At 63.4% G+C, this 18,605-nt stretch carries 20 protein-coding genes; 14 read left to right on the forward strand and 6 right to left on the reverse strand.

The annotated features are described in order from the left end of the window. The first annotated feature begins 12 nt into the window (after window positions 1-12). The 6 genes from BRPE64_RS06235 (at window position 13) to BRPE64_RS06260 (ending at window position 6,030) form a co-directional block, all read left to right on the forward strand. Window positions 13-1,047 carry a sulfate ABC transporter substrate-binding protein gene (locus tag BRPE64_RS06235; protein WP_044041307.1) on the forward strand — a complete coding sequence of 345 codons (1,035 nt, stop codon included), beginning with the start codon at window positions 13-15 and terminating at the stop codon, window positions 1,045-1,047. A gap of 104 nt (window positions 1,048-1,151) precedes the next feature. Continuing rightward, complete coding sequence (cysT, locus tag BRPE64_RS06240; RefSeq protein ID WP_016345205.1) at window positions 1,152-2,057, forward strand: sulfate ABC transporter permease subunit CysT; 906 nt, start codon at window positions 1,152-1,154, stop codon at window positions 2,055-2,057. After that, the gene (gene cysW / locus BRPE64_RS06245; protein ID WP_016345206.1) at window positions 2,054-2,962 is read left to right on the forward strand and encodes a sulfate ABC transporter permease subunit CysW; all 909 of its coding nucleotides are present in this window, start codon (window positions 2,054-2,056) and stop codon (window positions 2,960-2,962) included. The genes cysT and cysW overlap by 4 nt, the downstream gene beginning before the upstream one ends. A gap of 15 nt (window positions 2,963-2,977) precedes the next feature. Next, the gene (locus BRPE64_RS06250) at window positions 2,978-4,036 is read left to right on the forward strand and encodes a sulfate/molybdate ABC transporter ATP-binding protein (RefSeq protein WP_016345207.1); all 1,059 of its coding nucleotides are present in this window, start codon (window positions 2,978-2,980) and stop codon (window positions 4,034-4,036) included. 43 nt (window positions 4,037-4,079) lie between these two features. Next, window positions 4,080-5,006, forward strand: a complete 927-nt coding sequence (locus tag BRPE64_RS06255) for a CysB family HTH-type transcriptional regulator (RefSeq protein ID WP_016345208.1) — start codon at window positions 4,080-4,082, stop codon at window positions 5,004-5,006. Between the two features lie 31 nt (window positions 5,007-5,037). Next, a complete protein-coding gene (locus tag BRPE64_RS06260; RefSeq protein WP_084675723.1) occupies window positions 5,038-6,030 on the forward strand; it encodes an asparaginase in 993 nt (330 codons plus the stop codon). A gap of 50 nt (window positions 6,031-6,080) precedes the next feature. Here BRPE64_RS06260 and lysM read toward each other — a convergent pair whose 3' ends face one another. From lysM to gcl, 4 genes are all read right to left on the reverse strand, one after another. After that, window positions 6,081-6,569, reverse strand: a complete 489-nt coding sequence (gene lysM / locus BRPE64_RS06265) for a peptidoglycan-binding protein LysM (protein WP_016345210.1) — start codon at window positions 6,567-6,569, stop codon at window positions 6,081-6,083. A gap of 302 nt (window positions 6,570-6,871) precedes the next feature. Next, window positions 6,872-7,780 (reverse strand): 2-hydroxy-3-oxopropionate reductase, encoded by a 909-nt coding sequence (locus tag BRPE64_RS06270; RefSeq protein ID WP_016345211.1) that lies wholly within the window; start codon window positions 7,778-7,780, stop codon window positions 6,872-6,874. Window positions 7,781-7,817: 37 nt separating this feature from the next. Next, complete coding sequence (hyi, locus tag BRPE64_RS06275; protein ID WP_044041308.1) at window positions 7,818-8,618, reverse strand: hydroxypyruvate isomerase; 801 nt, start codon at window positions 8,616-8,618, stop codon at window positions 7,818-7,820. A gap of 90 nt (window positions 8,619-8,708) precedes the next feature. Then, window positions 8,709-10,484, reverse strand: a complete 1,776-nt coding sequence (gene gcl / locus BRPE64_RS06280; protein WP_044041309.1) for a glyoxylate carboligase — start codon at window positions 10,482-10,484, stop codon at window positions 8,709-8,711. Window positions 10,485-10,671: 187 nt separating this feature from the next. Between gcl and BRPE64_RS06285 the strand changes: the two genes are divergently transcribed. From BRPE64_RS06285 to BRPE64_RS06320, 8 genes are all read left to right on the forward strand, one after another. Continuing rightward, window positions 10,672-11,634 (forward strand): LysR family transcriptional regulator, encoded by a 963-nt coding sequence (locus BRPE64_RS06285; protein WP_016345214.1) that lies wholly within the window; start codon window positions 10,672-10,674, stop codon window positions 11,632-11,634. 160 nt (window positions 11,635-11,794) lie between these two features. Then, window positions 11,795-12,166, forward strand: coding sequence for a 30S ribosomal protein S6 (rpsF, locus tag BRPE64_RS06290; RefSeq protein ID WP_016345215.1), 372 nt, complete (start codon window positions 11,795-11,797; stop codon window positions 12,164-12,166). Window positions 12,167-12,211: 45 nt separating this feature from the next. Further along, window positions 12,212-12,511 carry a primosomal replication protein N gene (gene priB, locus BRPE64_RS06295; RefSeq protein WP_016345216.1) on the forward strand — a complete coding sequence of 100 codons (300 nt, stop codon included), beginning with the start codon at window positions 12,212-12,214 and terminating at the stop codon, window positions 12,509-12,511. A 2-nt stretch (window positions 12,512-12,513) separates the two neighbouring features. After that, the gene (gene rpsR / locus BRPE64_RS06300; RefSeq protein ID WP_007000150.1) at window positions 12,514-12,789 is read left to right on the forward strand and encodes a 30S ribosomal protein S18; all 276 of its coding nucleotides are present in this window, start codon (window positions 12,514-12,516) and stop codon (window positions 12,787-12,789) included. 28 nt (window positions 12,790-12,817) lie between these two features. Continuing rightward, complete coding sequence (gene rplI / locus BRPE64_RS06305) at window positions 12,818-13,273, forward strand: 50S ribosomal protein L9 (RefSeq protein ID WP_016345217.1); 456 nt, start codon at window positions 12,818-12,820, stop codon at window positions 13,271-13,273. Window positions 13,274-13,395: 122 nt separating this feature from the next. Then, the gene (locus BRPE64_RS06310) at window positions 13,396-14,784 is read left to right on the forward strand and encodes a replicative DNA helicase (RefSeq protein WP_016345218.1); all 1,389 of its coding nucleotides are present in this window, start codon (window positions 13,396-13,398) and stop codon (window positions 14,782-14,784) included. A 133-nt stretch (window positions 14,785-14,917) separates the two neighbouring features. After that, window positions 14,918-15,544, forward strand: a complete 627-nt coding sequence (locus BRPE64_RS06315; RefSeq protein WP_016345219.1) for a DUF47 domain-containing protein — start codon at window positions 14,918-14,920, stop codon at window positions 15,542-15,544. Window positions 15,545-15,659: 115 nt separating this feature from the next. Then, complete coding sequence (locus BRPE64_RS06320; protein ID WP_016345220.1) at window positions 15,660-16,670, forward strand: inorganic phosphate transporter; 1,011 nt, start codon at window positions 15,660-15,662, stop codon at window positions 16,668-16,670. Window positions 16,671-16,730: 60 nt separating this feature from the next. Here BRPE64_RS06320 and BRPE64_RS06325 read toward each other — a convergent pair whose 3' ends face one another. Both BRPE64_RS06325 and BRPE64_RS06330 read right to left on the reverse strand, forming a co-directional pair. Then, complete coding sequence (locus BRPE64_RS06325) at window positions 16,731-17,537, reverse strand: SDR family oxidoreductase (protein ID WP_016345221.1); 807 nt, start codon at window positions 17,535-17,537, stop codon at window positions 16,731-16,733. 58 nt (window positions 17,538-17,595) lie between these two features. After that, a complete protein-coding gene (locus tag BRPE64_RS06330; RefSeq protein WP_016345222.1) occupies window positions 17,596-18,591 on the reverse strand; it encodes a C40 family peptidase in 996 nt (331 codons plus the stop codon). Between the last annotated feature and the right edge of the window lie 14 nt (window positions 18,592-18,605).

The following is an 18,605-nucleotide window of genomic DNA, read 5'->3' on the forward strand; positions in this document are numbered from 1 at the left end:
GGAGAACGGGGAATGCATAGCTTCAGACTGGGATTGGGCAAAGGTGCGCGGCGTCTGTTCGCGGCGGCGGCGCTGACCGCGGCGAGCGTCGGCATGAGCGCGTCCGCGCACGCCGAGACGTCGTTTCTTAACGTTTCGTACGATCCTACCCGCGAGCTGTATCAGGACTTCAATCAGGCATTCGCCAAGAAGTGGAAGGCCGAGACCGGCGAGACCGTCACGTTCAAGCAGTCGCACGGCGGCTCGGGCGGCCAGGCGCGCGCGGTGCTCGACGGTCTGCAGGCCGATGTCGTGACGCTCGCGCTCGCCTACGACATCGACGCACTCGCCGGACGGGGCCTCGTCGGCGCGGACTGGCAAAAACGTCTGCCGGACAACGCATCCCCGTACACGTCGACGATCGTGTTTCTCGTGCGCAAGGGCAATCCGAAGCACATCAAGGACTGGGACGATCTGGCGAAGCCGGGCGTGTCGATCGTCACGCCGAATCCGAAGACCTCGGGCGGCGCGCGCTGGAACTATCTCGCCGCGTGGGCTTATGCGCAGCACAAGCCGGGCGGCAATGAGCAGACCGCAAAAGAATTCGTGACGAAGCTCTACAAGAACGCGGGCGTCCTCGATTCGGGCGCGCGCGGCGCCACGACGAGCTTCGTGCAGCGCGGGCAGGGCGACGTGCTGATCGCGTGGGAAAACGAGGCTTTCCTCTCGGTGAAGGAATTCGGCACGGACAAGTTCGAAATCGTGGTGCCGACGGTGAGCATTCTCGCGGAGCCGCCGGTCGCGGTGGTGGACAAGGTCGTCGACAAGCACGGCACACGCAAGCTCGCCGAGGCGTACCTCAAGTATCTGTATAGCGACGAAGGTCAGCAGATCGCGGCGCGCAACTTCTATCGGCCGCGCTCGGACAAGGTGCCCGCCGAGCTTACGAAGCAGTTTCCGAAGCTGAAGCTCTACACCATCGACGATACCTTCGGCGGCTGGACCAAGGCGCAAAAGACGCATTTCGCGGACGGCGGCGTGTTCGATTCGATCTATCAGCCGCAATGAGTTGAGCAGACACGCGACGCGGCGCACAAAGACGCCGCGCACGACAGCAGCAACGCGCGCCCGACCCCGGCGCGCAACGCAGGACGATCAAGGATGACTCAAGGATGACAACGCTCACATTCAGGAAACCGAGCGCGCTGCCCGGTTTCGGCCTGACGCTCGGCATCACGGTGGCTTATCTGAGCCTCGTGGTGCTGATTCCGCTTGCGGCCACGTTCGCCAAGACGGCGACGCTCGACTGGGCGCAGTTCGTGCGCGCGGTCACGTCGCCGCGCGTGCTGGCCTCGTACCGGCTGACGTTCTTCGCGGCGCTCGGCGGCGCGCTCATCAACGCGGTGTTCGGCTTTCTCGTCGCGTGGGTGCTGGTGCGCTACACGTTTCCGTTCAAGCGTATCGTCGATGCGATCGTCGATTTGCCGTTCGCGCTGCCGACTTCCGTCGCCGGCATTTCGCTCGCCGCCGTCTACGCGGGCAACGGCTGGATCGGGCAGTATCTCGCGCCACTCGGCATCAAGGTGGCGTTCACGCCGCTGGGCGTGCTGGTCGCGCTGACGTTCATCGGCTTGCCGTTCGTCGTGCGCACGGTGCAGCCGGTGCTGGAAGACTTCGAGCGCGAGCAGGAAGAGGCCGCCGCGTGCCTAGGAGCCACGCGCTGGCTCACGTTTCGCCGCGTCGTGCTGCCGTCGTTGTTTCCTGCCTTGCTGACGGGCTTCGCGCTCGCGTTCGCGCGTGCGCTCGGCGAATACGGCTCGGTCATCTTCATCGCGGGCAATGTGCCGATGAAGTCGGAGATCACGTCGCTGCTCATCATCACGAAGCTCGAACAGTACGACTATGCGGGCGCCACGGCGCTTGCCGTCGTGATGCTGTGCGTGTCGTTCCTGATGCTGCTGCTCATCAACACGCTGCAATGGTTCCTTCAGCGGCGCACCAGCAGGACCGGCGCAGCGCCTGCCGTAGCGGTCGGTCCGTCGCTGCATGCCGGACATCCGGGCGGAGGTCACGCATGAGCACGCCCAATAGCAAGGCGCTGCCGGTGAACGCCGCCGCCCGCATGCACGAGAACCGGCTCAATCCCGTCACCGAACCGCGCGCCGTGCGCTGGCTGCTGACGGGCATCGCGCTCGTGTTTCTCGCGCTCTTTCTCGTCGTACCGCTCGTCGCGGTGTTCGTGCAGGCGTTCGCGAAAGGCATCGACTATTACTTCGAGTCGCTCAAGGACCCGGACGCCTGGTCCGCGATCAAGCTTACGCTCATGACGGCGGCGATCGCCGTGCCGCTGAACGTCGTGTTCGGGCTGGCGGCGTCGTGGGCCATCGCGAAGTTCGAGTTCCGCGGCAAGGCGCTGCTGACGACGCTGATCGATCTGCCGTTCTCCGTGTCGCCCGTGATCTCCGGCCTCATCTACGTGCTGATGTTCGGCGCGCAAGGCTGGTTCGGCCCGTGGCTCGCCGCGCATGACGTGCAGATCATCTTCGCGGTGCCCGGCATCGTGCTCGCGACGATCTTCGTGACGTTCCCGTTCGTCGCGCGCGAACTGATTCCGTTGATGCAGGCACAAGGCAACGACGAAGAGGAAGCGGCGCACGTGCTCGGCGCATCGGGCTGGCAGATCTTCCGGCGCGTCACGCTGCCGAACGTGAAGTGGGGTCTGCTCTACGGCGTGATTCTCTGCAATGCACGCGCGATGGGCGAATTCGGCGCGGTTTCGGTGGTGTCGGGCCATATACGCGGCCAGACCGACACGATGCCGCTGCACGTCGAAATTCTCTACAACGAATACAACTTTTCGGCGGCGTTCGCGGTGGCGTCGCTGCTCGCGCTGCTCGCGCTCGTGACGCTCGCGTTGAAGCTCCTCGCGGAGCGCCGCATGTCGCAGGTCGTCAGCGAAGCCAAAGCCACCGCACAGCATTGAGAGGCCGAAAACATCATGAGCATCATCGTTCGTAATCTGCAAAAACGCTTCGGCGATTTCACCGCGCTCGACAACGTCTCGCTCGATTTTCCGGCGGGTGAACTCGTCGCGCTGCTCGGGCCGTCGGGCTGCGGCAAGACCACGCTCTTGCGCGTGATCGCGGGCCTCGAATTCGCCGATGCGGGGCAAGTCGTGCTGAACGGCGAAGACGTCGCGGCAGTCGGCGCGCGCGAGCGGCAAGTGGGCTTCGTGTTCCAGCATTACGCGCTGTTCAGGCACATGACGGTGTTCGAGAACGTCGCGTTCGGCCTGCGCGTGAAGCCGCGCCGCGAACGTCCGAGCGACGCCGTGATCCGCGAGAAAGTGCACGAACTGCTCAAGCTCGTGCAACTGGACTGGCTCGCGGAGCGTTTCCCGTCGGAGTTGTCGGGCGGGCAGCGGCAGCGCATTGCGCTCGCGCGGGCGCTGGCCGTCGAGCCGAAAGTTCTGCTGCTCGACGAGCCCTTCGGCGCGCTCGACGCCAAGGTCCGCAAGGAATTGCGTAGCTGGCTGCGCCGCCTGCACGACGATCTGCATATCTCGACGTTGTTCGTCACGCACGATCAGGAAGAGGCGCTCGAAGTCGCGGACCGGATTGTCGTGATGAATCACGGGCGCGTGGAGCAGGTAGGCAGTCCGCAAGACGTGTACGATCATCCGCAGACCTCGTTTGTCTACGAGTTTCTCGGCGCGGCGAACCGGCTGCAGGGCCATGTCGATGCAAACGGCTTCGTCGTGGATGGCGCATCGAGCCCGATCGCCGCACAGGCGCATTTCAGCGGCCGCGCGCTCGCGTATGTCCGTCCGCACGATCTCGCGTTGTATCCCGCCGATGGCGCCCATCGCGACGGCATCGTGGTCGGCGTGCGGCGCGTGGTGACGCTGGGCGGCTCGGTGCGCGTCGAACTGGAAGGCAATGCGGGCAGCGTGATCGAGGCGGAACTGGACCGCGAGGCATGGCGCGCGCTCAGACTCGATATCGGCGATGGCGTGACGGCGGTGCCGCGCGCGCTGCGCCTGTTTCCAGCGCAATGAGATCAAATAAGATCAAGACATAAAAGCATCAAGAGAGGCTGACATGAATTTCCAGCAATTGCGCTTCGTGCGCGAGGCCGTGCGTCAGAACATGAATCTGACGGAGGTGGCCAACGTGCTTTATACGTCGCAGTCGGGCGTGTCGAAGCAGATCAAGGATCTCGAAGACGAACTCGGCGTCGATATCTTCATTCGTCGCGGCAAGCGGCTCACGGGGCTCACGGAGCCTGGCAAGCAGGTGCATCAGCTGATCGAGCGCATGTTGCTCGACGCCGAGAACCTGCGTCGCGTCGCGCGCCAGTTCGCGGATCAGGACAACGGCCATCTCGTCGTCGCGACCACTCATACGCAGGCGCGTTACGCGCTGCCCAAGGTCATCCGCCAGTTCACCGAAATCTTCCCGAAGGTGCATCTCGCGCTGCGCCAGGGCAGCCCGCAGCAGATCGCGCAGATGATCATCAACGGCGAGGCCGATATCGGCATCTCGACCGAGGCGCTCGACCGCTATCCGGACATCGTCACGTTCCCGTGCTATTCGTGGCATCACACGGTCGTGGTGCCGAAGGATCATCCGCTCGTCGGGCGCGAGAATCTCACGCTCGAGCAGATCGCCGAATATCCGATCGTCACCTACGACACCGACTTCACCGGCCGCTCGCACGTCGATCAGGCGTTCGCGAGCGTGGGCGCGATGCCCGATATCGTGCTGACCGCCATCGACGCCGACGTCATCAAAACTTACGTGGAACTCGGCATGGGCATCGGCATCGTGGCGGCGATGGCGTATGACGCCCGACGCGACACCGAACTCGTCGCACTCGATACGCAGCATCTGTTCGAAGCGAGCACGACGCGCGTCGGCCTGAGAAAGGGCGCGTTTCTGCGCGCGTACGCGTACCGGCTGATCGAGATGTTCGCGCCGCAACTCGACGAAGCGCAGATCGCCGCCCAGCTTCGCGAAGCAGCGTAAAACCCATGCCGGCTGATTTACAATCGCCGGCATGAACACATCCTCTCTCCCTCGCATCGCCGTGCTGGCAACGGGCGGCACCATCGCCGGACAGGCGGGCGATGCATCGAAGACGGCGGGCTACAAGGCGGGCGTCGTCGGCGTCGACAAGCTGCTCGAAGCCGTGCCCGCGCTGAGTTCCGTCGCGCGCATTCACGCCGAACAGTTCGCGAGCATCGACAGCAAGGACATGAGTGCCGCGCTGTGGACTGCGCTCAGCCGGCGCATCGATACGCTCCTCGCGCAAGACGATATCGATGGCGTCGTCGTCACGCACGGCACCGATACGCTCGAAGAAACCGCCTACCTGCTGCATCTCACGGTGAAGCGCGCGAAGCCTGTTGTGCTGACGGCGGCCATGCGCCCGTCGACCGCGCTTTCCGCTGACGGCCCGTTGAATCTGCTCAACGCGGTGAGCGTCGCGGCATCGCAGGACGCGGCGGGCAAGGGCGTGCTCGTCGCGTTCAACAACCAGATTCACAGCGCGCGCGATGTCGCCAAGACGAGCACCTACGCCGTCGATGCCTTCCGCGCGCCTGAAACCGGCGCGCTCGGTTTCGTGCAGGACGGACGCGTCGAATTTCAGCGCACGGTCGTGCGCCCGCATACCGTTGCGAGCGAGTTCTCCGTGACCGACGAATGGCCGATGGTCGAGATCGTCACGAGTCATGCAGACGCCTCGCGCGTGACGGTCGATGCGCTCGTCGCGGCGGGGGCGCGCGGTATCGTCGTGGCGGGCACGGGCAACGGCTCGATGCACGCGACGCTCACGCACGCACTCGCGGATGCGGTGAAGAAGGGCGTCGCGGTGGTGCGTTCGTCGCGCGTCGGCTCGGGTCACGTGATGCGCAACGGCGCCGCTTCCGACGATGCGCTCGGCACAATCAGCGCGGGCACGCTCAATCCGTACAAGGCGCGCGTGTTGCTGATGCTTGCGCTCGCGTCGGGCGCGCAAGACCTGCAACGTATTTTCGACACGTACTGAAAAGCAAAAACGCGAACCTCGGTTCGCGTTTTCGTTGAGACTGCCGCCGGTCAGTTCGCCGCCGGAATGCGCAGCACCTGACCCGGATAGATCTTGTCCGGGCTCTTCAGCATCGGCTTGTTCGCTTCGAAGATCACGTCGTTCTTCGAGCCGTTGCCGTAATACTTCTCCGCGATCTTCCAGAGATTGTCGCCCGACACAACGGTGTAGTACTGCGACTCGGGTCCGGCATTCGGCACGGTGAGCTGGTCGTCCACCTTGTCGACGTTCTGGACATTGCCGGCCGCGACGAGAATCTTCTCCTTGGTCGCCTGATCGGGCGCCTGACCGGACACGGTGACCGTGTGCGAGGTGCCGTCATATTGCACGCTGAGATTGTCCGCGTTGAGACCTTGCGAGCGAATGTACGCTGCAATCGCGTCGCCCGCTTTCTGGTTCAGTGCGGCGACATCCACAGGATCGGACGCTGCCTGCGCGCTCGGCGTGACAGCGCCGAACAGTTTTTCACCCGCTTCCTTGATAAAGCTGAGAATTCCCATTGTTCAACTCCTTTAATTAACGTGGTGATACGGCCGCGAAGTCCAGGCAGATTAGTCGCGGACACCACCAGATAGTTCTGAGTTTGACAAAAGGAATTTTTAGCACCACTTGCGCCATGGCGATAGGACGCAATCTGAAACAATCCGACGCGGACACCCGACGATAAACCGTCTGACCGACCAAGGCTTACCCGGCGCACCGCCGGGTGCCGCTCTCGGACCCCACTTTGCCGCCCTCAGCCCAGAGCGACATTTGTCCCGCGTGCCCATACGCGGGACGCCCCACGGTTCAGGTGACAGAATTACGCGGCTTTGGCTGCCTGCTGCGGTTCGTCGGCCACCTGGAAGTTGGACATGATTTCGAGTGCGCGGACCATCGCCGAGTGATCCCAGGCCTTGCCGCCGTTCGCCGCGCACACGCTGAAGAGTTGCTGCGCGCTCGCCGTGTGGGGGAGGGCCAGGCCCATCTTGCGTGCGCCGTCGAGCGCGAGGTTCAAATCCTTCTGATGCAGTTCGATACGGAAGCCTGGATTGAACGTGCGCTTGGTCATGCGCTCGCCATGTACTTCGAGGATGCGCGACGACGCGAAGCCGCCCATCAGCGCACGGCGCACGCGTTCCGGATCGGCGCCCGAGCGTGCCGCAAACAACAGCGCTTCGGCGACCGCCTCGATGTTCAGCGCGACGATGATCTGGTTCGCGACCTTGCACGTCTGACCCGCGCCGTTGTCGCCGATGAGCGAGATGTTCTTGCCCATCAGTTCGAACAGCGGCTTGGCGATCTCGAACGACTTCTCCGGGCCGCCGACCATGATCGTGAGCGTCGCTTCGCGCGCGCCGACTTCGCCGCCCGATACCGGCGCGTCGAGATAGTCGCAGCCGAGCGCGTTGATCTTCTTCGCGAATTCCTGCGTCTCGAGCGGGGCGATCGAGCTCATGTCGATCACGAGCTTGCCCTTCGAAAGACCGTTCGCGACGCCGTCATCGGCGAACAGCACATTGGCGACATCGGGCGTGTCCGGCACCATCGTGATGACGATTTCGCTCGCCTGTGCAACCGCTGCCGAGTCCGCGACGACCTGCGTCTGCGCGCGGATGTCGTCGGGCACAGGGAACTTGCCGTTCACGACGAGCTTGTGGCCGCCCTTGATGAGGTTGCGCGCCATGTGCGCGCCCATGATGCCAAGGCCGATGAAACCGATCGTTGCCATACTTCAAGCTCCTCCTGCGTGTCAGATTGAGTCAGATTTATGCTGCAGCGGTGGCTTTCACGCCGCCGATGCTGTGCAGCCAGCCGAGGCCCGCTTCGGTGCCGTTGAGCGGCTTGTACTCGCAGCCGATCCAGCCTTGATAGCCGATCTCGTCGAGCAGTGCGAAGAGGAACGCGTAGTTGATCTCGCCCGTGCCCGGCTCGTTGCGGCCAGGGTTGTCGGCGAGCTGAATGTGCGCGATCTGCGGCAGATTCTTGCGGATGGTCGCGGCGAGTTCGCCTTCCATGCGCTGCATGTGATAGATGTCGTATTGCAGGAACAGATTGTCCGAGCCGACCGCGCGGATCACATCCAGTCCTTCCTTCGAACGGTTCAGCGCGAAGCCCGGAATGTCGTACGAATTGCACGGCTCGACGAGCAGCCTGATACCTTCTTTCTTGAGCGCATCGGCTGCAAAGCGCAGGTTTTCGATGATCGTCGCGCGCGCCTGTTCCGCCGATACGCCAGCCGTCGGAATGCCGACGAGGCAGTTCAGTTGCGGCACGTTCAGCGCCTTCGCGTATTCGATTGCGCGCGGCACGCCTTCACGGAATTCCGCGACGCGGTCCGGCAGACAGGCGATGCCGCGCTCGCCGGCTTCCCAATTGCCCGCAGGCAGGTTGTGCAACACGATTTGCAGATCGTTGTCCTTCAGGCGTTTCTGGATATCGCCGATCGAAAACGCGTACGGAAACAGGAACTCGACCGCCTTGAACCCCGCGTTCGCCGCCGCTGCGAAGCGGTCGAGGAACGGAAGTTCGTTGAACAGCATGGTCAAGTTCGCGGCAAATTTCGGCATTGTTCTTCCCTGATGGTCGGTCAGTTGATGTACGCCGCGCGTTCCTTGCATGAACGTGCATGCACGTGCACGAGCGCGCGGCGGCGATGCTCAGTCCAGCGGCGTGACTGCGGTCGGCGCGTCGGCCTTCGTTTCGGCGAGTTCCTCGAACTCGTTGATCGCGTCGATTTCGGTGCCCATCGCGATGTTGGTCACGCGTTCGAGAATCATCTCGACGACCACCGGCACCTGATGCTCCGCCGCCAGCGCCTGCGCCTGCTTGAGAGCCGGCGCGATGTCTTCCGGCTTGTGCACACGCAGCGCCTTGCAGCCGAGACCTTCCGCCACCGCGACGTGATCCACGCCATAGCCATCGAGTTCGGGCGCGTTGATGTTGTCGAACGCAAGCTGCACGCAGTAATCCATGTCGAAGCCGCGTTGCGCCTGACGGATCAGCCCGAGATACGAGTTGTTCACGACCACGTGCACGTACGGCAGCTTGAACTGCGCGCCCACGGCGAGCTCTTCGATCATGAACTGGAAGTCGTAGTCGCCCGACAGCGCGACGATCTTGCGTTGCGGGTCCGCCGCACGCACGCCGAGCGCGGCAGGAATGGTCCAGCCGAGCGGGCCGGCCTGACCGCAGTTGATCCAGTTGCGTGCCTTGAACACGTGCAGGAACTGCGCGCCCGCGATCTGCGAGAGACCGATCGTCGTGACGAAGCAGGTGTCGCGGTCGAACGCGAGGTTCATCTCTTCGTAGACGCGCTGCGGCTTCATCGGCACGTTGTCGAAGTGCGTCTTGCGCAGCATCGTGCGCTTGCGCTGCTGGCAATCCGCGACCCACGCGCTGCGGTTCTTGAGCTTGCCGGCGGCCTTCCATTCCTTCGCCACTTCGACGAACAATTCGAGCGCGAACTTTGCATCCGAGACGATGCCGAGATCCGGTCCGAACACGCGGCCGATCTGCGTCGGCTCGATATCCACGTGCACGAACTTACGGCCCTTCGTATAGACCTCGACGCTGCCCGTGTGACGATTCGCCCAGCGGTTGCCGATGCCGAGCACGAAATCCGAGGCGAGCATCGTCGCGTTGCCGTAGCGGTGCGACGTCTGCAGGCCGACCATGCCGGCCATCAGCGGGTGATCGTCGGGGATCGCGCCCCACGACATCAGCGTCGGGATGACGGGCACGCCGAGCGTTTCCGCGAACTGCACGAGCAGGTCTTCCGCCGCCGCATTCAGCACGCCGCCGCCCGAGACGATCAACGGCTTTTCGGCGTCGTTCAACATCGTCAGCGCTTTTTCGATCTGCGCGCGCGTCGCTTTCGGCTTGTAGACCGGCAGCGGTTCGTAGGTGTCGATGTCGAATTCGATTTCGGCCAACTGCACGTCGATCGGCAAGTCGACCAGCACCGGACCCGGACGGCCCGAGCGCATCAGGTGAAACGCCTGCTGGAACACGCGCGGCACGAGCGCCGGTTCACGCACGGTGACGGCCCACTTGGTGACCGGCTTGGCGATCGATTCGATATCGACGGCCTGGAAATCTTCCTTGTACAGACGCGCACGCGGCGCCTGGCCGGTGATCGCGAGAATGGGGATGGAATCCGCCTGAGCCGAGTAGAGGCCCGTGATCATGTCGGTGCCCGCCGGACCCGACGTCCCGATGCACACGCCGATGTTGCCGGGCGCGGCGCGGGTATAACCTTCCGCCATGTGCGAGGCGCCCTCGACGTGGCGCGCGAGCACGTGGCTGATGCCGCCCGACTTCTTCATCGCCGAGTAGAACGGGTTGATGGCCGCACCCGGCACGCCGAACGCGGTGTCGATGCCTTCCTTCTCCAGCACGAGGACGGCTGCGTCGACGGCTCTCATCTTGGGCATGATTGTCTCCTTCCTGGGGTCTCTATCCGAAATTCGCTGTCTGCATTGAAGCAGGGTTCCATTGCACTTTAAGAGCGTGGAAAAGGTTTGATAAGATCAGCTGAAGTCGCTTTTTCCCAAACAAAAAGTATCGAATGACGGTGCCACGGGGTTCGGCGGCAGCGCTGTATCGGACAGGAGACGCGAGATGGACCGTTTCAAGCAGATCGAAACCTTCGTGCGCGTGGCCGAGGCGGGCAGCCTCGCGGCGGCGGCGCTGGAAGAGGGCGTGTCGCCGGTGATTCTCGGGCGGCGCATCGACGCGCTCGAAAAGCGCCTCGGCGTGAAGCTGATGTACCGCTCGACGCGGCGGCTCGTCGTGAGCGAGGAGGGCGCCGCGTTTCTCGACCGCTGCAAGAATCTGCTCGCGGAATGGGATCAGGCGGAGAACGAACTCGCGGCCGGGCGGCGCGCAGTGGGCGGGCATCTGATCGTATCGGCGCCGGCGGCGTTCGGACGCATGCATGTCGCGCCGCACGCGCCGGCGTTCGTCGCCGACAAGCCCGAATTGCAGATGTCGTTCAATCTGACCGATCGCGTCGTCGATCTGGTGCGCGAGGGCTACGATCTGTCGATTCGCATCGGCGGGGCGGTCGATCCGAACTTCGTCGCGGTGAAACTGGCAGGCAACCGGCGCGTCGTGTGCGGCACGCCCGCGTACTTCAAGAAGCACGGCAAGCCGAAATCGCTCGAAGATCTGCCGGAGCACAACTGTCTCGCGTTCAATCTGCAGGGCGGCCAAAACCGCGGCTGGTACTTTCGCCGCAACGGCAAGCTGGTGACGGTGCGCGTTTCCGGCAACCTCGATTGCAACGACGGCGAATTGCTGCATCGTTGGGTATCGGAAGGCCTCGGACTCGGCTGGCGCTCGACGTGGGAGATTCAGCGGCAACTCGAAGCGGGCGAACTCGAAACCGTGCTGGACGAGTTCGAATTACCCGATTACGACATCCTCGCGGTCTATCCGCAACAGCGTTATGTGCCTGCGCGCGTGCGCTACTTCATTGATTATCTTAAGGAAATCTACGCGCAGCCCGGCTACTGGAGCCGCCTGCTCGCGCCGCCCGGCGAGCCTTTGCCGGAGCACGCGCCCGTCGCCCATGGACGCTGAATGCCTGCTAAATGCTTGAATTCACAGCCAAAGTCAGTCGCAAAATGCTGATTTGTCTTGCCCACGCGAGCGGAACGCGTTATAGTTTCGGGCTTCTCACTTGCCGCACCGGTCCGACGCCCGGGTGGCTTTTATCCATAAGTCAGCACAAGGAGTGAATATGCGTCATTACGAAATCGTCTTTATCGTGCACCCCGATCAGAGCGAGCAAGTGCCCGCCATGATCGAGCGCTACAAGGGCACGATCACGTCGCACGGTGGCCAGATCCACCGCATCGAAGACTGGGGCCGCCGTCAACTGGCCTACATGATCGAGAAACTCGCGAAGGCTCACTACGTCTGCATGAACATCGAATGCGATCAAACGACGCTCGAAGAGCTCGAACACGCATTCAAGTTCAACGACGCCGTTTTGCGTCACCTCATCGTCAAGCTGAAGAAGGCCGAAACCGGCCCGTCGCCGATGATGAAGGAAGTGCAGCGCGAAGAAGCCAAGAAGGCGGCCAGCCAGCCGTCCGAAGCGCAGGCTTAAGGACAGTTCAGAACTGTCAAGCCATCAGGGAACAACACTAATCTCGTGAACCGGCTGCAGCTGACAGCAAGCGTCGTGGAACGCGAACCGGTGCGGTACACGCCCGCCGGCATCCCGATCGCAAGCTGCACGTTGCAACACGCGGCAGAAGTCGTCGAAGCGGGCATCGCCCGGAAGATCGAACTGACACTGCAGGCAGTGGCGGCCGGAGAAGCGAGCGGCAAGCTGGAAAGCTGTCCGATGGGCGTCGAAACACGCTTCACCGGCTTTCTGGCGAAGAAAAGCCGTAATGCCCGAACCCTGGTGTTTCACATCACAGAATTGCAGGACATTGGAAAGGACTGAACATGCCCCGCCCGACTGGTAAGAAATTCGACAAGCGTCGTCAGCAACAAAACCCGCTCTTCAAGCGCAAGAAGTTCTGCCGTTTCACGGCAGCCGGTGTCGAGTACATCGACTACAAGGACACGGAAACGCTGAAGGACTTCATCGGCGAAAACGGCAAGATCACGCCGGCTCGTCTGACTGGCACGAAGGCGCACTATCAGCGCCAGCTCGACACGGCCATCAAGCGCGCACGTTTCCTCGCGCTGCTGCCGTACACCGACCTGCACAAGGCCTAATCAGACGACGCATAAGGACAAGCCAAAAATGCAAATCATTCTTTTGGAAAAAGTCGTCAACCTGGGCAACTTGGGCGACATCGTCAAGGTCAAGGACGGCTACGCACGTAACTTCCTGATCCCCGGCAAGAAGGCACGCCGCGCCACGAAGGACGCAATCGCCGAATTCGAAGTTCGCCGCGCCGAACTCGAAAAGGTCGCCGCTGAAAAGCTGGCAGCCGCGCAAAAGCAAGGCGAAAAGCTGAACGGCTTCACCGTGCAGATCTCGCAGAAGGCTGGCGTTGACGGCCGTCTGTTCGGTTCGGTCACGAACGCGGACATCGCAGACGCGCTGAAGAAGCAAGGCTTCGCCGATGTGGAAAAGGCGCAAGTGCGTCTGCCGCAAGGCCCGCTGAAGATCGTCGGCGACCACGCAGTTCAAGTGGCGCTGCACACGGACGTGCTGGTCGACGTCACGGTGTCGGTGCTCGGCGAGCACGCGTAAGTTTCAGGCGAGGCCCCGTGCCTCGCCCGCAGGAAAGAAGGGCAGGAACCAGAGGGGCAAAACCCCGAGGTTCCTGCCTTTTTTATTGTCCGCGACCCGCCATTCATCGATAATTCCACCCCATGAACGCACCGTCCAAAGACCCGCAACTCGACGCGCTGAAGGTTCCGCCGCATTCGATCGAAGCCGAGCAATCGGTGATCGGCGGCCTGCTGCTGGACAACGCCGCATGGGACCGCATCGCCGACGTGATGTCGCAAGGCGACTTTTATCGCTATGACCATCGCATCATCTACGAACACGTCGGCAAGCTGATCGCGGCAACGCGCCCGGCGGACGTCATCACCGTCTATGAAGCGCTCACCATGGCCGGCAAGGCCGAGGAAGTGGGCGGTCTCGCGTATCTGAACGCGCTTGCGCAGAACACGCCAAGCGCGGCGAATATCCGCCGCTACGCCGAGATCGTGCGCGATCGCGCGGTGCTGCGGCGGCTAGTCTCGGTGGCGGACGAGATTTCCGCGGACGCCTTCAATCCGCAAGGCAAGGAAGTGCGGCAGATTCTGGACGAAGCGGAATCGCGCGTGTTTTCGATCGCGGAAGACGGCGCGCGCGGCACGCAGGGCTTTCTGGAAATCGGCCCGCTGCTCACGCAGGTCGTGGAGCGCATTGACACGCTGTATCACACCGCCAATCCGAGCGACGTGACCGGCACGCCGACGGGTTTCGTCGACCTCGATCGCATGACTTCGGGCATGCATGGCGGCGAGCTGATTATCGTGGCGGGCCGCCCGTCGATGGGTAAGACGGCTTTTTCGATGAACATCGGCGAATACGTGGCAGTGGAGTACGGCTTGCCCGTCGCGGTGTTTTCGATGGAAATGCCCGGCACGCAACTGACGATGCGGATGCTCGGCTCGGTCGGCCGGCTCGACCAGCATCGCATGCGCACGGGGCGGCTGACCGACGAAGACTGGCCGAAGCTCACGCACGCGGTGCAGAAAATGAGCGAGGCGCAGCTTTTCATCGACGAAACCGGCGGCCTGAACCCGATGGAACTGCGCTCGCGCGCGCGGCGTCTCGCGCGTCAGTGCGGCAAGCTCGGCCTGATCATCGTCGATTATCTGCAACTGATGAGCGGCTCGAGCTCCGGCGAAAACCGTGCGACCGAAATTTCCGAAATCTCGCGGTCGCTCAAGAGCCTTGCCAAGGAACTCGACGTACCGGTGATCGCGCTGTCGCAGTTGAATCGCGGTCTGGAGCAGCGGCCGAACAAGCGCCCGATCATGTCGGACTTGCGCGAGTCGGGCGCTATCGAACAGGACGCGGACGTCATCCTCTTTATCTATCGCGACGAAGTCTACAATCCGGACAGTCCCGACAAGGGCACCGCCGAGATCATTATCGGCAAGCAGCGTAACGGTCCGATCGGTCCGGTACGCCTGACTTTCCACGGCCAATATACGAAGTTTGACAACTTCGCCGGCGCGCAGAGCTTCTACGGCAGCGAATAACGCGGGCTGCTGTCACACCGTCACCACACGCCAACGGCCGCCGCGCGCAAGCGCGGTGCGCCGGGTAGTGCGCACAGGTACAATATGACGGTTTGATGTCCGTCTCAAAACTGACCCATCTATCGGGATTTTCATGTTCGGTCGTTTCATGCCCACTGAGGGCAAATTCTTCGAGATATTCAACGCGCACGCGAAGTGCATGGTCGACGCAAGTCGCGAGCTTGAACTGCTGATCGACAACCTCGAAGACGCCGAGGTACACAAGCAGAACGTGCAGACGAACGAAAAGCGCGCCGACAAGCTCACGCACGAAACCATCGATCTGCTGCACAAGACTTTCATCACGCCGCTGGACCGCGACGAGATCCACAAGCTGATCACGACGATGGACGACATCCTCGATCTGATGGAGGACGTCGCCACGGCCATTTCGCTGTATGACGTGCGCGCGGTGACCTCGGAGGCGAGCCAGCTTGCGCATATCTGCACGGCGACCTGCCTGCGCGTGCAACAGGCCGTGGGCTTGCTGGCCGACATGAAGCGTGCGAGCGAGATCCTGAAGATCTGCGAAGAAATCGACCGTCTGGAATCGGATGCCGACCGCGTGCTGCGCTCGGCGATGTCGAAGCTGTTCCGAGAAGAGGACGACGTCAAGACGCTCATCAAGCTGAAGGCGATCTACGAGTTGCTCGAGACGGTGACCGACAAGTGCGAGGACGTCGCGAACATTATCGAAGGCATCGTGCTGGAAAACGCCTGATCGAACTTCCCGAACCCGCAGCGCGCGATTCGTCGCCGCGCGGCGGGCAGCCGCTCGACCACCGGGACGATAAACCGGCAGCGCGTTTCCAGACCGGTCAAAACAACACCAACTGATGCATTCGATTCAACTCGCCATCTGGGCTGTCGCCTTGCTCGTCATAGTCGCACTCGCGTTCGACTTCATGAACGGCTTCCACGACGCCGCCAACTCCATCGCGACGGTCGTCTCGACCGGCGTGCTCAAGCCGCAGCAGGCCGTTGCGTTTGCCGCCGCGTTCAACGTCATCGCGTATTTCATCTTTCACCTGAAAGTCGCCGCCACCGTCGGCAAGGGTACGATCGATCCCGAAATCGTCGATCACTACGTGATCTTCGGCGCGCTCGTCGGCGCCATCGGCTGGAATATCGTTACGTGGCACTACGGGATTCCGTCGAGCTCGTCGCACGCGCTGATCGGCGGGCTGGTCGGCGCCGCGCTCGCCAAGTCGGGCTGGGGATCGCTCAACATGGACGGCCTGCTCAAGACGGTCGCGTTCATCTTTATCTCGCCGCTGCTCGGCTTCGTGCTCGGCTCGTTCTTCATGCTGCTCGTGTCGTGGCTGTATTTCCGTACGCCGCCCTCGAAGGTCGACCGGCGTTTTCGCCGCATGCAGCTCGTCTCGGCGGGCCTGTATTCGCTCGGCCACGGCGGCAACGACGCGCAGAAGACTATCGGCATCATCTGGATGCTGCTGATCGCGACCGGCTACGCTTCCGCGACCGCCGACGCACCGCCCGTCTGGGTGATCGGCCTGTGCTATCTGTCGATGGGTCTTGGCACGCTGTTCGGCGGCTGGCGCATCGTGCGCACAATGGGTCAGAAGATCACGAAGTTGAAGCCGGTCGGCGGTTTCTGCGCCGAGACGGGCGGGGCGATCACGCTCTTCGTGGCGTCGTTCCTCGGCATTCCGGTGTCGACGACGCATACGATCACGGGCGCCATCGTCGGCGTCGGCGCGACGCAGAAGTTCAGCGCGGTGCGCTGGGGCGTCGCGGGCAATATCGTGTGGGCGTGGATTCTGACGATTCCCGCGTCGGCCGCGCTCGCGGCGGCCGGGTGGTGGATCGGCCACCGCTTCCTGTAACGCTCGCTCTAAGCAGTCTTATCAGCCTTCGGCCCCGCAGCGATTCGGGGCCGAAGCGCATCAGATGATCGGCGACGACACTCCGTCCATCGGAATGATCGCGCCCGACACGTAGCTCGCGCGGCGGCTCGCCAGAAACAGCGCGACGTCGGCGATTTCCTCCGGTTTCGCATAACGTCCGAGCGGCACCTTTGCCTGGCTTTCGGCGAGCACCGCATCGCGCGACACGCCCTGGCGCTTCGCCTCCAGTTCGAGCGCTTCCTCGACGCGCTCTGTGAGCGTCGCACCCGGATTGATCGCGTTGATGCGGATGCCGAACTTCGCGTAGTAATGCGCGAGGCCGACCGTGTTGAGCATCAGCGCCGCGTTGGCCGCACCGCCCGCGATGTGAATGTCCGTCGCAATTTTTCCGCCCATCCCGACGATATTGACAATCGCGCCGGGCTCCGCCTGAGGGTCGCGCCGCAGCCGCTCGGCCATGCGCTTGAGCACCACTTGTTGCGGATAGACGTAGGAAAAGTACTTGGCGTCCATCGCGGCCTTGTAGGCGGCGGCATCGAGCGTATCGGGGTCGTAGCGGCGCGCGGCGCCGGCGCTGTTGATCAGAATGTCGATGGGCCCGAGCGCGGCGCTCGCTTCCTCGACGACATCTTCGGCACTATGCGCTTCGTGCAGATCGGCGCGCGCGAGATGGATGTGATGGCCGGCGCTCGCCAGCTGCTCGCGGGCGCGGGCGAGGTTCGCGGCGTCGCGCGAGACGATCGCGACTTTCGCGCCTTCCTCCGCGAACGCTTTCGCGCAGGCAAAACCGATTCCCTTGCTGCCGCCGGTGATGAGCACGACCTTGCCCGCCAGTCCCAGATCCATGGTGTTCCGCTCCCGTGAGGAATGATCGAAACACGATAGCAGAGACGCGCGCCGCGCGTCAGTTCGTGCCGGTGGCGAAGCGGGCGATGGGATCGTCGGACGGGGCGGGGCGCGGCGCCACGAGTGAGCCGGTGGAGGCGCGCATCACGCGCACGGGCGGATCGGCTGATTCGGCGGGCGTGCCGACCGACTGAGCCGCACGCGCTTGCTGCTGCGCTGCGCGTGAGGTCGGAGGAGGCGGCTCGAACGCATCCGCGGCGGCCTGGATCGGATCGGGGGCGGCGCTCACCGCTGTGACCGCTGTGGCCAGCGGCGGTGCGCTTGCGCCGGCGGCCTGCGCCTGGCGCTGGGCCGCGCTGAGCGTGGTCGGCGGCGGCTCGAAGGCGTCGGCGCTTGTCGGGGCGCTTGCCGGTGCAGTCGCAGGTTGTCGCGCATAGACCGGTTCCGGTGCCGCCGCGGGTGCCGCTGCCGGCGCCGGCGATGCGAGATAAGTCGGCGCATCGAACGGCGTGGGCGCGGCTTTCGGCGGCGCAACGCGTCGAATACCGTCGAATCGCTTCGCCCAGTATGGGTTCGTCAGATAGTCGAGCCGAACAGTGCCGCCCGTCGACGGCGCATTGACGAAGCGCAACTTGCCCACATAAATGCCGACGTGCGAATGCGGCCGCCCGGTCGTGTTGAAAAAGATCAGGTCGCCGGGCGCGACTTCGTCCGGTTCGACGGATTCGCCGCGCGAACTCATGTCGGCGGTCGTGCGCGGCAGATTCACCGACGCCGCACGATCGACGACATAGCGCACAAGCCCGCTGCAATCGAAGCCGGCGTCGGGCGTGTTGCCGCCCCAGCGGTACGGCACGCCGACGAGCGACATCGCCTGAATGGAGATTTCCTCGCGCCCGACGCTGTGATCGACGAAATTAGGGAAGCCGGGCGGCGGTTTGAAGGTGCGGTTGGCGGCCGTGCTGGCGGCGGGCTTGCGCGCTGCCTGCTGCGGCGCGCTTCCGCACGCAGCGAGCAGGACGGTCACGAGAAGCGGCAGCCAGAATCGACGCATTGCAATGGGCGAGC

This window comes from Caballeronia insecticola (assembly GCF_000402035.1).
GTDB lineage: Bacteria > Pseudomonadota > Gammaproteobacteria > Burkholderiales > Burkholderiaceae > Caballeronia > Caballeronia insecticola.

Coding starts and splice junctions, on each gene's coding strand:
- BRPE64_RS06330 (WP_016345222.1), bottom strand. CDS start 18,591: ATGCGTCGATTCTGGCTGCCGCTTCTCGTGACCGTCCTGCTCGCTGCG.
- BRPE64_RS06235 (WP_044041307.1), top strand. CDS start 13: ATGCATAGCTTCAGACTGGGATTGGGCAAAGGTGCGCGGCGTCTGTTC.
- BRPE64_RS06270 (WP_016345211.1), bottom strand. CDS start 7,780: ATGGCAACGATCGGTTTCATCGGCCTTGGCATCATGGGCGCGCACATG.
- BRPE64_RS06315 (WP_016345219.1), top strand. CDS start 14,918: ATGTTCGGTCGTTTCATGCCCACTGAGGGCAAATTCTTCGAGATATTC.
- BRPE64_RS06260 (WP_084675723.1), top strand. CDS start 5,038: ATGAACACATCCTCTCTCCCTCGCATCGCCGTGCTGGCAACGGGCGGC.
- cysT (WP_016345205.1), top strand. CDS start 1,152: ATGACAACGCTCACATTCAGGAAACCGAGCGCGCTGCCCGGTTTCGGC.
- BRPE64_RS06310 (WP_016345218.1), top strand. CDS start 13,396: ATGAACGCACCGTCCAAAGACCCGCAACTCGACGCGCTGAAGGTTCCG.
- hyi (WP_044041308.1), bottom strand. CDS start 8,618: ATGCCGAAATTTGCCGCGAACTTGACCATGCTGTTCAACGAACTTCCG.
- BRPE64_RS06255 (WP_016345208.1), top strand. CDS start 4,080: ATGAATTTCCAGCAATTGCGCTTCGTGCGCGAGGCCGTGCGTCAGAAC.
- BRPE64_RS06250 (WP_016345207.1), top strand. CDS start 2,978: ATGAGCATCATCGTTCGTAATCTGCAAAAACGCTTCGGCGATTTCACC.
- rplI (WP_016345217.1), top strand. CDS start 12,818: ATGCAAATCATTCTTTTGGAAAAAGTCGTCAACCTGGGCAACTTGGGC.
- BRPE64_RS06320 (WP_016345220.1), top strand. CDS start 15,660: ATGCATTCGATTCAACTCGCCATCTGGGCTGTCGCCTTGCTCGTCATA.
- BRPE64_RS06285 (WP_016345214.1), top strand. CDS start 10,672: ATGGACCGTTTCAAGCAGATCGAAACCTTCGTGCGCGTGGCCGAGGCG.
- rpsF (WP_016345215.1), top strand. CDS start 11,795: ATGCGTCATTACGAAATCGTCTTTATCGTGCACCCCGATCAGAGCGAG.
- cysW (WP_016345206.1), top strand. CDS start 2,054: ATGAGCACGCCCAATAGCAAGGCGCTGCCGGTGAACGCCGCCGCCCGC.
- rpsR (WP_007000150.1), top strand. CDS start 12,514: ATGCCCCGCCCGACTGGTAAGAAATTCGACAAGCGTCGTCAGCAACAA.
- gcl (WP_044041309.1), bottom strand. CDS start 10,484: ATGCCCAAGATGAGAGCCGTCGACGCAGCCGTCCTCGTGCTGGAGAAG.
- lysM (WP_016345210.1), bottom strand. CDS start 6,569: ATGGGAATTCTCAGCTTTATCAAGGAAGCGGGTGAAAAACTGTTCGGC.
- BRPE64_RS06325 (WP_016345221.1), bottom strand. CDS start 17,537: ATGGATCTGGGACTGGCGGGCAAGGTCGTGCTCATCACCGGCGGCAGC.